At 65.8% G+C, this 13434-nt stretch carries 13 protein-coding genes and 1 pseudogene; 11 read left to right on the top strand and 3 right to left on the bottom strand.

What is annotated here, in order from left to right; genetic code table 11:
• Positions 1–63: 63 nt before the first annotated feature.
• Both BMZ82_RS38280 and BMZ82_RS38285 read right to left on the bottom strand, forming a co-directional pair.
• Positions 64–1650, bottom strand: coding sequence for an IS1182 family transposase (locus tag BMZ82_RS38280; RefSeq protein ID WP_093779322.1), 1587 nt, complete (start codon positions 1648–1650; stop codon positions 64–66).
• Between the two features lie 65 nt (positions 1651–1715).
• The gene (locus BMZ82_RS38285) at positions 1716–2123 is read right to left on the bottom strand and encodes an NUDIX hydrolase (protein WP_093782008.1); all 408 of its coding nucleotides are present in this window, start codon (positions 2121–2123) and stop codon (positions 1716–1718) included.
• 110 nt (positions 2124–2233) lie between these two features.
• Between BMZ82_RS38285 and BMZ82_RS38290 the strand changes: the two genes are divergently transcribed.
• From BMZ82_RS38290 to xerC, 10 genes and pseudogenes are all read left to right on the top strand, one after another.
• Positions 2234–3022: a GntR family transcriptional regulator gene (locus BMZ82_RS38290; protein WP_093782009.1), complete on the top strand. Its 789-nt coding sequence runs from the start codon at positions 2234–2236 to the stop codon at positions 3020–3022.
• Between the two features lie 169 nt (positions 3023–3191).
• Positions 3192–3548 carry an SCO3933 family regulatory protein gene (locus BMZ82_RS38295; protein ID WP_093782010.1) on the top strand — a complete coding sequence of 119 codons (357 nt, stop codon included), beginning with the start codon at positions 3192–3194 and terminating at the stop codon, positions 3546–3548.
• Positions 3548–4924: an FtsK/SpoIIIE domain-containing protein gene (locus BMZ82_RS38300; RefSeq protein WP_093782011.1), complete on the top strand. Its 1377-nt coding sequence runs from the start codon at positions 3548–3550 to the stop codon at positions 4922–4924. Before BMZ82_RS38295 ends, BMZ82_RS38300 begins: the two co-directional genes overlap by 1 nt.
• 81 nt (positions 4925–5005) lie before the next feature.
• The gene (locus tag BMZ82_RS38305) at positions 5006–5632 is read left to right on the top strand and encodes a DUF2637 domain-containing protein (RefSeq protein ID WP_093782012.1); all 627 of its coding nucleotides are present in this window, start codon (positions 5006–5008) and stop codon (positions 5630–5632) included.
• 11 nt (positions 5633–5643) lie between these two features.
• Positions 5644–5835, top strand: a complete 192-nt coding sequence (locus BMZ82_RS38310) for a mobile element transfer protein (RefSeq protein ID WP_093782013.1) — start codon at positions 5644–5646, stop codon at positions 5833–5835.
• A gap of 15 nt (positions 5836–5850) precedes the next feature.
• The gene (locus BMZ82_RS38315) at positions 5851–6045 is read left to right on the top strand and encodes a hypothetical protein (RefSeq protein WP_093782014.1); all 195 of its coding nucleotides are present in this window, start codon (positions 5851–5853) and stop codon (positions 6043–6045) included.
• A 24-nt stretch (positions 6046–6069) separates the two neighbouring features.
• Complete coding sequence (locus BMZ82_RS38320) at positions 6070–6321, top strand: SpdD protein (RefSeq protein WP_093782015.1); 252 nt, start codon at positions 6070–6072, stop codon at positions 6319–6321.
• A 159-nt stretch (positions 6322–6480) separates the two neighbouring features.
• Positions 6481–7764, top strand: a pseudogene (locus BMZ82_RS42440) (replication initiator).
• Positions 7761–7967, top strand: coding sequence for a helix-turn-helix domain-containing protein (locus BMZ82_RS38335; RefSeq protein ID WP_093782018.1), 207 nt, complete (start codon positions 7761–7763; stop codon positions 7965–7967). Before BMZ82_RS42440 ends, BMZ82_RS38335 begins: the two are co-directional and overlap by 4 nt.
• On the top strand, positions 7964–9196 hold the full coding sequence (xerC, locus tag BMZ82_RS38340) for a site-specific integrase (RefSeq protein WP_093782019.1): 1233 nt from the start codon (positions 7964–7966) through the stop codon (positions 9194–9196). Before BMZ82_RS38335 ends, xerC begins: the two co-directional genes overlap by 4 nt.
• Before the next feature lie 580 nt (positions 9197–9776).
• Here the strand turns inward: xerC and BMZ82_RS38345 are convergent.
• Positions 9777–12446 carry an NACHT domain-containing protein gene (locus BMZ82_RS38345; RefSeq protein WP_177244876.1) on the bottom strand — a complete coding sequence of 890 codons (2670 nt, stop codon included), beginning with the start codon at positions 12444–12446 and terminating at the stop codon, positions 9777–9779.
• A gap of 740 nt (positions 12447–13186) precedes the next feature.
• Here BMZ82_RS38345 and BMZ82_RS38350 point away from each other — a divergent pair.
• Positions 13187–13434: helix-turn-helix domain-containing protein (locus tag BMZ82_RS38350; protein WP_143098999.1), on the top strand; the 248-nt coding region annotated here is incomplete at its 3' end.

The raw sequence follows: 13434 nt of genomic DNA on the forward strand, positions 1-13434 counted from the left end.
CTAGAAGACTGCTGAAAATCTTGAGGGTGGGGCTGTCCGGCCGTGGGCCGGGCGGCCCTTGCGCTATGCGATGGCCGGGGTGAGGTGCCAGCTGCCGTTGGCCCGGGTGAGTCCGAGGTTGATGAGTCGGCGGAGGTTGAGGGCGGCGGCGCGGTGGTGGAGCCAGATGTTGTTGGCGATGACGCCGTGGTAGGGGACTCTGCGGTTGCCCTTGGCGACGAGCCAGGCGATGGCCCGTTCAACTGGTGGCCGCCATCTGCGGTATTCGTCCTGCCAGGCCACATCGTTGGCGGCCTGTGCCCGGGCGGCGGCCAGCAGCTCGTGCTGGGGGTGGACGTTGAGCGTGCGCCCGGTCTTGGAGGTGGTGCAGCGTCCGCGCAGGGGGCAGCCGGTGCACAGGCGTTTGAACTGGGCGGTGCGGGCGCCGTCGGCTTTGACCTGTCCGAGGTTGGCGGTGTGTCCGGCCGGGCAGGTCGCGGTGCCGGACGCCGCATCGATGTGGAAGTCGTCGATGGTGAAGCCGCCGGGGACGGCCTGCCGCAGCGGTGGCGGCTTGATCACCAGGGTGTGGCCGTCGGCCTGCAGCTGTTCGCGCAGCCGGCCGGTGCCGTACGCGGAGTCGCCGAGCACGGTTAACTCCTGGCCCTCGTCCTCGTCGGCCAGCAGACCGACGGCGACGGCGGCCTCGTGGTTGTCGGGGCCGTGGCCGCCGGTGGCAGCAATCGCGGTGAACAGCCCGGTCTCCGGCTCGAAGGACGCATGTCCTTTGAAGCCGTCCTGGTGGCGGGTTCGGTTTTTGTGGATGTGCCGTGCGTCCGCGTCGACGGTGGACACGGTCCGGTCCGCGACCGTGCGCCGGGCGATGCGCCAGCGTCCGTCGCGTCCGTCGGAGTCCTCGGCCGGCTCCACGTCCTGGCCCGCGACCAGGGCCAGCAGACCCACCGCGTTCGCCGCCTTCTCGCCCAGGTCCTGTTCGGGCAGGTGTCCGAGCAGGTTGATCGCGTCGGTGACCAGCGCGTCGACCAGTGCGGCGCGCGCTTGCTCGTCGTCCCAGGCGATCCTCGGCTTGCCCGGATCGGTGTAATCGTGCGCCGTGCACCACTGCTGCGCGGTCTCCTCGCCGCCGGGGACCTCGCGGATCACCCGGCGGACCGCGGAGATGATCTGGGTGACGGTGTCCTGGGTGGCCACTGCATCATCAAGGACGGTGGAGTCCAGTGCCCGCCGCCGCTTGCCCTTGAGTACCCCGGTTGAGGCCACGACCTCTTTGACCTTGGTGAAGATCCGCGTCGGGTCGGCCGAGTGACGCAGGCGGCGCCGGAAGTACGTCAGCAGCGACGGATCGAACGCGGTGTCGTACAGGCCGAGTCCGCAGGCGGCCTTCCACCGCAGGTCACAGCGCAGCTCTTGGACCGTCTCGAAGTCCGACAGCCCGTGCAGGCTCTGCAGGACCACCGTCGCGGCCAGCACCTGCGGCGGCAGACTCGGACGCCCGTTGGACGACGGATACATGTCCGCGAACATCGACTGCGGAAACAACACCTCACGGTGCTCGGCGAGGAACGCGAACACGCTCCCGGCCGGGATCAACTCCCGGCAGGTCTCCCACACATCCGGCCCGACCATCTCCCCGGCCCATTCCCCCTGCATGCCTACAAGACTGGCCCCGGACCAGCCGGTCCGGGGCCAGAACGCAAAAGATTTTCAGCAGTCTTCTAGACGAGTTTCACGCCGTCGTGGGCGCGAATGGCCGGCGGGGATGCCGCGTCCAATGCGTCGATGACGCGGATCGCGTACGCCTCGTCGGCGAGTTCGGAGACTTCTTCACGGGTTACCCAGCGCAGGGCGCGGGTCTCGTCGCCGGTGGTGGGCGTGCCGTCGGCCGCTTCGCAGCGGAAGACCAGCGAGACGATCAATCCCGTCATGTTCTTGTAGACGCCGGTGAGGGTCGCGGGGAGCGCGATCTTGACGCCGGTCTCTTCGAGGACCTCGCGCTGAAGGGCTTCGGGAACGGTCTCCTCGCGTTCGAGGATGCCGCCCGGCGGTTCCCAGTGACCGTTGTCGCGGCGCTGGATCAGGAGGGCCCGGCCCTGGTCGTCGACGACGACCCCGGCCACGCTCACGGAGTGCGGGCGTTCTGTGCTCACGTTCCTCGGCCCTCTCGGATGGCTAGGCTCTCCACCGTAGCAACAAGCACTCGCCCACTCGTCTAGATACCTAAAGGAGTACACACGTGAGCCCTCTTTCTTCGGGCCTGCTCGGTGATCTCGATCCCACGAGCGATCGTGCGGTCTTCCGGCAGATCGCCGACCAGCTGCGTGAGGCCATCGACCGTGGGCGATTCCGGGAGGGCGAGAAGCTGCCCTCGGAGGCCGAGCTGGTCGACCACTACGGCGTCTCCCGCATGACGGTCAGAAACTCCTTCTCCATCCTCCAGGGCGAGGGCCTGGTGCACGCCGAGCATGGCAAGGGCGTCTTCGTCCGGCCGCGTCCGCCCGTTCGGCGGCTCGCCTCCGACCGGTTCGCCCGGCGGCACCGTGAGCAGGGGAAGTCCGCGTTCATCGTCGAGGCGGATGCCGTCGGCAGTCATCCGCAGGTGGACAGTCTTGAGGTGAAGGAGGAGAAGGCCAGTCAGGACATCTCCACCCGGCTCGGGTCTGTGCGGCGCGTCCTCGCCCGTCGGCGGCGGTACCTCCTCGACGGGCGCCCGGTCGAGTTCGCTACCTCCTACCTGCCGCTCGACATCGCCCGCGGTACGCAGATCGCCGAGCCCAACCCCGGTCCCGGCGGCATCTACGCCCGCCTCGAAGAGCTGGGCCACCGCCTCGACCACTTCGAGGAGGAAATCCGCGCCCGGATGCCCGCGCCCGCCGAGGTGAAGACGCTCCGCCTTGCAGCCGGCGTGCCCGTGATCCACCTGATCCGGACCGCCTTCGACACCGAGGGGCGGCCCGTGGAGGTCTGTGACACGGTCATGGCAGCGGACGCCTACGTCCTGTCGTACCAGCTCCCGGCCACGTGAGCGGGTGAACGGCGGTGGTGCGCGGGGCCGTTCTCCCGAACTCGTACGCCCCAACACGCTTACTCGTATAGACGAGTGGGCAAGCTGTGTGGCAGGGTGATCGTCGCGAGCCCGAGAGATCGGGTTTGCAGATCGCATCTTGTATAGACGAGTAGATAGGAACGCACCCTTGCGCACCATCCGTGTTGAGACCTCCGCCGCGACCATCCTCCTGACGGAGGCTCCCGAGCCGAAGGTCCGCGACCGTCAGACCGGCGAGATCGCCAAGGACGCCGTCAGCGGTGAGGCGCTGATGACCATCGGCGTCGTCTACATCGAGGACGGGGAGTCCTCGCTGATCAAGGTCACCGTCCCGGAAGGCGGTGTCTCCGAGGGGCTGAGCCTCGGGGCTCCGGTCTCGCTGCCGGGGCTCATCGCCCGGCCGTGGGAGTCCGTGTTCAACGGGCAGCAGCGTCACGGCATCGCCTACCGCGCCGCCGCCGTCACTCCGGCCGCCTTCCCGGCCGCCATGGGGGCCTCGGCCTGATGTCCGACCTGACGACGCTCCTGGAGGTGGGTGGTCCTGTCGCCGCGCTCGGTGGCGGGGCCGCCTACACCCGGGCCAACCACCCGGGTCTCTACTGGTCGTCGGTCGGCGGCCCGATATCGACCGTCCGCCTCCTCAGCTCGTACGCCTCGGTCATGGAAGCCTGCGGCCTGACCGTCGCACCGTCCCGACTGCGAGTCCTCGCCGTCAGAGCCACCACCCGCCGTGAGGTTCGGCCGGTTCCTCCCCGTCGGGGCATCATCCGGCCCACGACCACTGGCTTACGGCTCCGGCTCCGCCTCGCTCCGGGGCAGGAACCCGCCGACGTCGCCGCCTCGGCCGAACGGCTGCGGCACGCCTGGGGCGTCCACGCCGTCTACGTGAGCACCGTCAAGCCGGGCGTCGTGGAACTGCGGCTCGTCGGCTTCGATGTCCTGCGCAAGGTGCGGATGCCCCGCAAGGTCGAGGGCGGCTTCCTCAAAGTGCCGGTCGCGCTGCGGGAGGACGCCATGCCCTTCGTGCGCGACTACCGGGCCGTGCCTCACCAACTCACCCTCGGCGCGACACTGTCGGGCAAGTCCATGTACCTCCGGCACCTGGTCGCCGGACTCGCCGGGCAGGACGTCGCTCTCGTCGGCATCGACTGCAAGCGCGGGGTCGAGCTGGCTCCGTTCGCCCCGCGCCTCTCGGCGCTCGCCACCGATCCGGACGAAGCCGCCGAACTGCTGCCGGTCCTGATCAAGGAGATGGAGGACCGATACGACCTGATCAAGGCCAGGCAGGGCATCGCCCCCGATCTCCCTGACGAAGAGATCACCTCCGACATCTGGGGCCTGCCCGAGAGCGAACGGCCGGTGCCCATCGTCCTGTTCGTCGACGAGGTGGCTGAGCTCTTCCTGACCGCCACCCGCAAGGACGAGGAACGGCGCGACGAGATGGTCACCCAGCTCATCCGCCTCGCCCAGCTCGGCCGAGCGGCCGGTATCTACCTGGAGGTGTGCGGGCAGCGCTTCGGCGCTGAGCTGGGCAAGGGGGCGACCATGCTCCGGGCCCAGTTGACCGGCCGCGTCTGCCACCGCGTCAATGACGAAGCCTCCGCGAAGATGGCCCTCGGCGACATCGCGCCGGAAGCCGTTCTCGCAGCCTGCGCCATCGCCCCTGAACGCCCCGGCCTCGCCGTCGCGGGCGACACCTCCGGCGGCTGGTCCCGCATCCGCACCCCGTACCTCTCCCTCGGCGACGCCGCCGACGTCTGCCGGGAGACGGCCCACCTGGTGCCCGAGCTGCCCGCGCTGAAGCCCTTCCGGCCCGACGTCCCCGTGCGGCCCGTCGAGACCCCGGCCCCCGCCGTCCAGCCGCACCCCATCACCGACTGACACCCCTCACCTCAACGGTCGGCGTGACCGCCTCGCGCCACGTCCCTACCCCTCCCATGCCTGATTCCGGAAGGAGCCACCATGCGCGCCCAACTGGCCCGCGTCGACGCGGTGCTCGTCCAGGCGCTCATCGCCGCCGCGCTGTCCTTCGCCCACATTCACGACGTCGCCGTGGCGGCCGGACAGGACGGCTGGAAGGCCTGGGCCTATCCCGTCTCGGTCGATCTGCTGCTCGTCGCCGCCTGGCGTCGACTGCGCTCCGGCTCGGCCAAGGGTGCGGCCTGGTGCTGGTTCGTCATCGCGCTCGCCGCGTCCCTCGGCGCGAACGTCGCCACGGCCGGCCTGCTCGACCTCGGCGACGTCCCGGCCTGGCTGCGCATCCTCGTCGCGGGCTGGCCCGCCGTCGCCTTCCTCGGCGGAACACTCCTCGCCCACTCCGCCCCCAAGTTGGCCGACGACGTCGAGCTGATCGAGGACCAGGAGGACGAGCCCGAAACGGCCCCCGAGTCGTCCACCCCGGCACCACCCGCCATCGAAGCCCCACCGGAACGTCCCGCCGTCCCGGTCCCGGCCGCCCTCATCGACCACGCCCGCAAGGTCGCCGCCGAGCACCACACCCGGACCGGCACCCCCATGGACGTCACCACCCTGCGCGCCCGCCTCGGCGTCCCGGCGCCCATGGCCGACGCCATCGCCGCCCACCTCTAAAGGGAGCTCTGATGACCGCCAACCGCCGCTTCCGCAACGTCACCCGCATCGGCCCCGTCCAGGTCGGCACCGCCTACGACCACCGCGGCCACGAGAAGCACACCGCCGCCTGCACCGCCCCGCGCTGCAACTTCTCCGCCGACTACGACAGCCGCGCCGCCGCCGAGCTGGCCGCCCGCACCCACCTCTGCCCCGTCCGCTGAAAGGACCCCGTACCCGTGACCGTCAGCCTTCCGCTCGTCGTCGTCCTCGGCTTCTTCGCCTGGGCGGCCATCAAGTACCTCGGCGTCCGCATCTGGATCGTCGTCCTGATCACCCTCTTCGGCTTCTGGCTCTCGCGCACCTTCCTCGCCCCCGCCATCGAGTCCGGCACGCGCTCCGGCGTGACCGTCATAAACGGCCAACACATCTAGACGAGTAGACAGGAGATCGCAACCGTGTTCCTGCCCAAGTACCCGGACAGCCCCACCCCGCCGCCCGCGCACACCCACGCCCCGACCGACCCGGCCCCTGTCCCGGTGCGGCGCTCGCTCCCCTCGGTCTCCATCGATCAGAAGACCGTCGCGGCCGTCGTCGTCGGTGGAGTCGTCCTCACCGCGCTCCTGGCCGCCGTCGCCGTCACGGCCATCTCGGTCGCCGTGGCCGCCGTGGTCCTGCGCTCCCTGCTCCGCGACCACCGCCGCCGCTGACCTGCGGCCAGACCTCCGGGGCGGCGTGACACAGCCACGTACCCGCCGCCCCGGCGGCCCACCCCTCCCGAAGTGCCCGTCAGAAGGAGAACCGTCATCTTCGCCCGCGCCACCCCGCCCCCTCTCCCGGAACTCACCAACCTCGCCGCAGGCGGCACCCTGCCCGGTATCCTCCGCCAGCTCTCCGGCCTCGGCGGCTGCACCCACCCGATCCGCCTCGACGGCCACCGCACCGAATACGACGTCGACACCGCCACCGGTGAAATCGGCCGCGTCCTCCACCACCTCGACTCGGGCGACCTCCCGGCCGGCCAACTCCTCGTCCGCTGCAACAACCGACGCACGACCCGCTGCCCGGCCTGCTCCGAGGTCTACCGCCGGGACACCTTCCAACTGATCACCGCCGGACTGCGCGGCGGCAAGGGCACCCCCGAACACGTCGCCACCCACCCCCGCGTCTTCGCCACCTTCACCGCCCCCGGCTTCGGCCCGGTCCACAACCGCCGCACCGACGGACGCCCCTGCCGCTGCGGCACCCAGCACGACCAGGAGGACGAGCAACTCGGCACCCCGCTCAACCCGGACACCTACGACTACGAAGCCGCCGTGCTCTGGAACGCGCATGCCGGGCCCCTCTGGCGACGCTTCTCGATCTACCTGCGCTGAGAGGTCGCCAAGCATGCGGGCCTGTCACAGCGGGAGCTCCGCGACTACGCCCGCGTGTCCTTCGCCAAGGTCGCCGAATACCAAAAGCGCGGTGCGGTCCACTTTCACGCCGTCATCCGCATCGACGGCCCGACCGGCGGGGACACCCCGCCCCCGGCCTGGGCAACCGCCGAGCTGCTGACCGACGCCATCGGCGCTGCCGCGTCCAAGGTCCAGGTCGACGGCCCGACCATCGACGGCCGCGCCCATGAGTTCGTCTTCGGCCGCCAACTCGACGTCCGCACCATCCGATCCGCCGACTTCAACGACGGCCAGGAGCTCACCGAACGCGCCGTCGCCGCCTACATCGCCAAGTACGCCACCAAGGGCGCGGAAACCGCCACAGGGGCTCTCGACCGGCCGCTGAAGTTCGTCGCCGAACTCGCCCAGCTCGACATCAGCGAGCACGCCCGTCGCCTCATCCGAACCGCCTGGGCTCTGGGGGCCCGTAAGGACCTCGAACACCTCCGCCTGCGCGCCTGGGCCCACATGCTCGGCTTTCGCGGCCACTTCTCCACCAAATCCCGCCGCTACTCCACCACCCTCGGCGCACTCCGCGACGCCCGCGCCGAATGGCGACGAGCCCAAGCAGCGACCACCACACCCGACCGCGCACCTGAGACGACGTACGTCCTCGCTCACTGGGCCTTCGCCGGAACCGGCCTCTCCGACGCCGAATCCTGGCTCGCCGCATCCCTCGAACCCGCCCCCGGGACGGAAGGAGAACCGACCAAGTGACCACAGTGACAATCAAGCGCAAGTGGCACACGACAGCCGAGGTCGCCGAGATGCTCGGCTTCGGCCTCTCCAAGACAAAGGCGCTCGTGCTGAGCGGTGAGATTCGTTCCGTCAAGGTCGGCCGCAACCGGCGCGTCCTCCCGGCCTGGGTCGACGAGTACGTCAACCGCTGCGCGGCCGACGCCGAAGGGTGGGCGGCATGAGCGGGAAGCGGGCCAACGGTGAAGGGTCCATCTACGCGTATAAGACCGGCTTCGCCGCCTACGTCTGGGTGACCACCCCGGATGGCGACCGGAAGCGGAAATACGTCTACGGCAAGACCCGTGAAGAGGCCCACGAGAAGTGGATCAAGCTCCACGGCGAGGCTCGGAAGGGGCCGGTGCAGACTCGGCACCGCACGGTGGAGGCGTTTCTGTCCTACTGGCTTGAGTCCATCGTGAAGCCGAACCTCGCCCCGCTGTCGTACGTCTCTTACGAGGGCTCGGTGCGGCTCTATATCGCTCCCCACCTGGGCGCGAAACGGCTGGACAAGCTGACCGTCCGCGATGTCCGCGAGTGGCTTACCAAGCTGGCCGGCATCTGTCAGTGCTGCGCGCAGGGCAAGGACGCCAAGCGTGCCAAGCCGCGTCAGCGGTGCTGCGCCGTCGGGGAGTGCTGCGAGGCATATCCCTCGCGGCGGGTCGTCCAGGCTGCCCGCGACGCCCTGAGAGCGGCACTCACCCACGCTGTGACCGAGGAGGAAATCAGCAAGAACGTCGCCTCCCTGGTCAAGGTCCCCAAACCGCGCCGTCGCCGGATCAAGCCCTGGTCCGTCGTCGAGGCGGGCCGCTTCCTGGCTGATGCCCTCACCCGCGAAGATCCGCTCTTCGCCGCCTGGGTCCTGGTCCTCAGCCTCGGCCTCCGCCGCGGTGAAGTCCTCGGGCTCACCTGGAAGTCGATCGACTTCGAGACGGCCGAGTTGTACGTGGATCACCAGATTCAGCGGGCGGGCCGTCAGATCCTCCACCGGGAGACGAAGACCGAGGAGTCGGACGACTTCCTTCCTCTCCCCGCGTTCTGTCTCAAGGCGCTCCGCATGCGTCACGCCCAGCAGACCGGGGACCGGAACGCGGCCGGGGAGCTCTGGCAGGACACCCGCGGCCTGGTCTTCACCACGAAGTACGGGACGCCCATCGAGCCAGGAAATCTCACCCGCATGTTCGCCCTGCGCGCTCGCCGCGCCGGCCTCCGCGTGATTCCACTCCGAAATACCCGGCACACGTGCAGCTCGCTGCTCGTCGCGCTCAAGGTCCACCCGAAGGTGGCTCAGCGCATCCTCCGCCACTCCCAGATCGCCATGACGATGGAGGTCTACGCAGAGGCGAGCGAGGAGGAGGTGCGCGCCGCACTCGGCAAGCTGTCCTCAGCGATGGGCGGCGGCGAAGCGGGCTGACATGAGCCGCTGACATCAACCGTTGCTGTACTTCGCTGCTGTACGCCCTCGAAACAACAAAGACCCCGGAGTGATCCGGGGTCTTTGACCTGTGTGCACTCGGCAGGATTCGAACCTGCAACCTTCTGATCCGTAGGATCGGGCAACTTGCCGTGAGGGCTGCCGACGGCCTCCTAATCCGATCGCCCAAGCCAGCGATCATGTGCGTCCGTGTGACGTCGTTGCCGTCAGCACTGCCGTCAACTCAAACCGGTCGCGCCGTCGCCATGACGGTCTGCCATCCGACCCTTCACAGCTCTATCAACACCGACTCTGGCAACCGCATGTCCAGCAGTCAGCCCCGGCCAATCACCCGCAGATCAACCGAGCTACAACTTTCTTCACTGTTTCAAGGCGGCTCGCTTCGCTCCCCGCGGGGCCCGACCCCGCCGGCCCCGCCGCCCCCGCGCTCCTGCCTCCGTCCCGCTCCAGCCCGGCCGGCACCCATTCCACGCGCATAGCATGCAGGCGCCTACAGCAGTCTGAGTGGATACCTCGACTGGAACGGTCGGTGTTGCAGCAAATTACCGGCCGTAAAATTCTAACCTTCATACGAATCTGGAGTCGATAGCGAAAACTCGCCCTTACACCATCTGCAAACGAAATCAAAGAACTCGGGAGTAAACATCGCACGATATTTATCCAATCCGGAGTCGTATACGCCCCTCCGGTGAGCCTTTGCAACGCGTGCGAATAGCTCATGGGCGCCGAAATCCGCGAGAATCTCAACGTCCCGGTCTTCCTCAGAACTATTTCTATCGTCCGCTTCGAGCTCCATCCCGAGCATCCAACCCAAGAGCTGACATGCGGTGTTGTTCGGATCAAGAGGAAGGCGCGAAGAGTAGGTGATAAAACTCTGCCTGCCCTCCATCCATGGCGTTTGCTCAGGAAGCAGTGCACTGACTACTTCGCCTGCAATGCGGCCACTTTCCTCATGATTCCACCGCAATCCGGGATAGCCAAGCTCATGCAGGACATTTTCAGGTCCTCCCGTACCATGCGGAGCAAATTTCTGTTCGGTCATGACGGATGCCCCATGCCAGCTCACCGCTTGCGCGGCCTCCACCAAACCAAATAGCACTGCGACCGCTGCGGCTCGAATATCTCGCCGCGCTAGGTCGACGAGTGGGACCTGACTAGCATTCTTCCTATCTTGATCAGCCCAGAATCTCCGGACTTCCAAACTCGCGTGGCGAGGCACAAAGTCTGCCATTGAAATCGCAAGCCTCAGCTCGTCGAATCCATGATCACCGGAAGCCAGCGACTTCATCAGTTCGTCATTGACCACAGTGCGCGTTTCGGGAGCGCACAAGCAAATCCCAGCCCATGCAGCATTAAGTACTTTTAGGTCGCGTCTATGAGAGGCCGGTACTGCACGCGGGTCTTCGGATAGGCCTTGATAGCTCTGTATGGTCAGGCGCAACAGGGCTGAAACAACCTCACGCACCACAGAGGGGCGGAGCGTGATGAACTCTAGAAGTCGTGCACAGAAGGAGATCAACGCGGACTTCTTCCTCCTCTCAGAGGTGCACTCCGACTCACTGAGCGCCATGCTGACGAAGTCATTGGCCGCGTCGCCCAATCGCTCATCCAAGAACTGCACGGCCAACTGGGAAGTAACGTCCCATGACTCGTTCACCAGATGGGCGTGTAGCTCCTGATACAGAGACTCAACATTTCCACTATTACGAACCAACTGTCTGGCAGAGAAGTATTCCAGAAAAGTTCGGTGAGTGAACGAATAGATGCGCTCTCCGTTTGGGTTCGTACCGACATCTGTCAGCACCCAGGCCCGCCCTCTGCAATACTTCACAAAAGCCTCTGCTGCAGCGTCAGAGGTGTCACGGTCCTCATATTGCTGGCCCAGTAGATAATCAGAGGTGTAGCGGACAAGTTCCCCCTCCGTCATTCCACCGCCCTCGCCCTGATTGCGGAGCATACTCAACGCCAAACTAAACATCGCGAACTGGATACCGCGTTCAAATGGCTTGGGGATTGTTATCCCGCGAGAGGCGTCCCAACGCTCGAACAAGAATTCCGAGCATCGGCGGTACAGATCTGGGCGATTTCGAGGAATATACCCCTCTCCCCGGTACAGAGCACACATGAGGCCCAACATCAGGGGGTTCGAAGTCAGATCCCTTGCATGCGAGGATTCAGCAAGAAATCTGTCAGCCATCCCCTCTTCCTGCGCCGACCCCCTGACGTTCAGAAACCACTTCTTCACATATTGCTTCTGCTGCGCGCCATTGAAAGGAGAAAGATGCGTTACGAAGAAAAGGCTCTCATCAAGCGGGGCCATTTCGTAACCTACTTTGCGAGAGGTTACCAGGATCGGGGCCGTGGGGTACGCGTGGGTGAAAGCTTCTACGGCATCAACGATTGCTGCACGCAGGCTAGTGTCAGTCAGTTCGTCCAAGCCGTCAAAAATGACCACGGCCCTACCATTTAGCAAGAGGTAATCGATTGCCCCCTCTGGGGCCGGGGTAGAGTAATCGGCCTTACACTGCTTCTCGAGGAAGTCAATAATTGACTCCTGATTGGACTTGTAATGGCTCGCATATTCTCGAAGCACGATTCGCAGCGGCGTTTGTAGCGCCGCCCCCGTTCCCAAACCTCTCGCGACATCGATGGTTAGTTTTAGCGCGAGAGTGGTTTTCCCGCCCCCAGGGTCTCCTAGAACAACAAGTCTGCCAGTCTCCCGGAGCAGAGTTCGAGCATCAGAGAATCCTTCATCCTCTGGATCCTCATCGCCGACTGCCAAGGTTGGCGGCACGTACAGATCCTCGAACTTTACCCGAGCACCCGATTCGGTTTGGGCAGGCCTGATTCGACCATGAATTCTAGCGCACTGCTGGGAAAGCCGGGTCGAGAATCTGTCAATATCGACTAGGCTAGCGATTCTCCCATGCAGTTCCGCATTCCTTGCTGCCGAAGCGATGTGAGACGCAACGATTTCTGGAGTAAGGCTACGCTTCGAAATTCCGCTATCTTTTTGGTGGCGATTAACCTCACTCCATGAGATAGCAGCCACTTCAGAAAAGAGGGTCTCTGCGATCAAGCGAGTCTTTCCATCCTCCACTCCACTATATCTACGGAGCGAGGTCTCCATGGTGTTCTTCAGAACCTCCAAATGCGCTTCTGGATTGCCTGGCATGCAAGCAGCAACAGCTACCTCGAAGCACAGGTTCTCGAACTCGGCAGACTTCATAAAACCGAGAATTTTTTCCCGGTCTACAGCCGAAAGCCCTACTAGCGCTTTGCTAATATCGTCTGCACCGTGAAGTTCTACAGTAGCCGCTCGCTTTCTGATAGCCCGTCGCTCAAGACGCGATCGCGCACCTCCGAGTAGGAGCGGGCCTACAGCGCGCCCAGCAGCGGAACCTGCAGTGGATACGAGGCCAGTCGTGATCGGATCAGGCATTGCTCCCCCTAGCTGTGCAATCGATGAGTCCAAGGTTAGGGCAACAACACGCTTCGTATGCCGATTTCTCACTGATCGAGTGCGGTACCGATCCGAACTTAACGGTCTCACTACTACTGTGTGGTCGCAGCCCCAGGGCTTCCCAGCTGAGGGCTCCGCCGACGTCACGATCTGGCCATACCACTTGCTCTGGTCGACGACACACTTTGCGTGGCTGAAGTCGTTTGGGGGGGCGAATCGCACGCTGGCCTCATTGGTCGGCCCACCCGCCCTCGTGGCTGGCGTCGTCAGCTCAGACGGAGAGCATCAAGGGTTCCAGTCGTCGGCCGAGAGCAGCAGAGCTGGACCAGCCCTATGCCGTCCGACGCCGCTCGAGTGGCTACTGACGACCATCGACGATCATCAAACGCAGATGGGGAACTGTGGGGGAACCACGGCGAAAGCAGCCGAGGCCGACACGGCAGCTGCCAAGCTGTTCGCCTAAGAGCTGTCCCGTAACTGCTGGTCACGGATGAGATGATCTTGCCGTGTCTGGTGTGATCACGGCGTCGGAGCCGTCCTGGATAGCCCCGTTCACCGGGCTGAGCCCGCGTCAGTTCGGCATGCTGATCACCGCGTTGCGGCGTGAGGGTGCAGACCCGGTCCGCAAGGGCCGGCCGTGGAGCCTGCCACTGGAGGACCGAGTCCTGCTGGTCGCCGCGTACTGGCGGACCAACCTGACCCTGCGCCAACTGGCGCCGCTGTTCGGGGTGTCCAAGTCCGCGGCCGACCGGAT

Origin of the sequence: Streptomyces sp. yr375, assembly GCF_900110755.1 — a bacterium.
GTDB lineage: Bacteria > Actinomycetota > Actinomycetes > Streptomycetales > Streptomycetaceae > Streptomyces.

Excerpts from the sequence above, each read along its gene's own strand:
- BMZ82_RS38345 (WP_177244876.1), bottom strand. The coding sequence starts at position 12,446 with ATGAAGTCTGCCGAGTTCGAGAACCTGTGCTTCGAGGTAGCTGTTGCT.
- BMZ82_RS38305 (WP_093782012.1), top strand. The coding sequence starts at position 5,006 with ATGCGCGCCCAACTGGCCCGCGTCGACGCGGTGCTCGTCCAGGCGCTC.
- BMZ82_RS38310 (WP_093782013.1), top strand. The coding sequence starts at position 5,644 with ATGACCGCCAACCGCCGCTTCCGCAACGTCACCCGCATCGGCCCCGTC.
- BMZ82_RS38300 (WP_093782011.1), top strand. The coding sequence starts at position 3,548 with ATGTCCGACCTGACGACGCTCCTGGAGGTGGGTGGTCCTGTCGCCGCG.
- BMZ82_RS38280 (WP_093779322.1), bottom strand. The coding sequence starts at position 1,650 with ATGCAGGGGGAATGGGCCGGGGAGATGGTCGGGCCGGATGTGTGGGAG.
- xerC (WP_093782019.1), top strand. The coding sequence starts at position 7,964 with ATGAGCGGGAAGCGGGCCAACGGTGAAGGGTCCATCTACGCGTATAAG.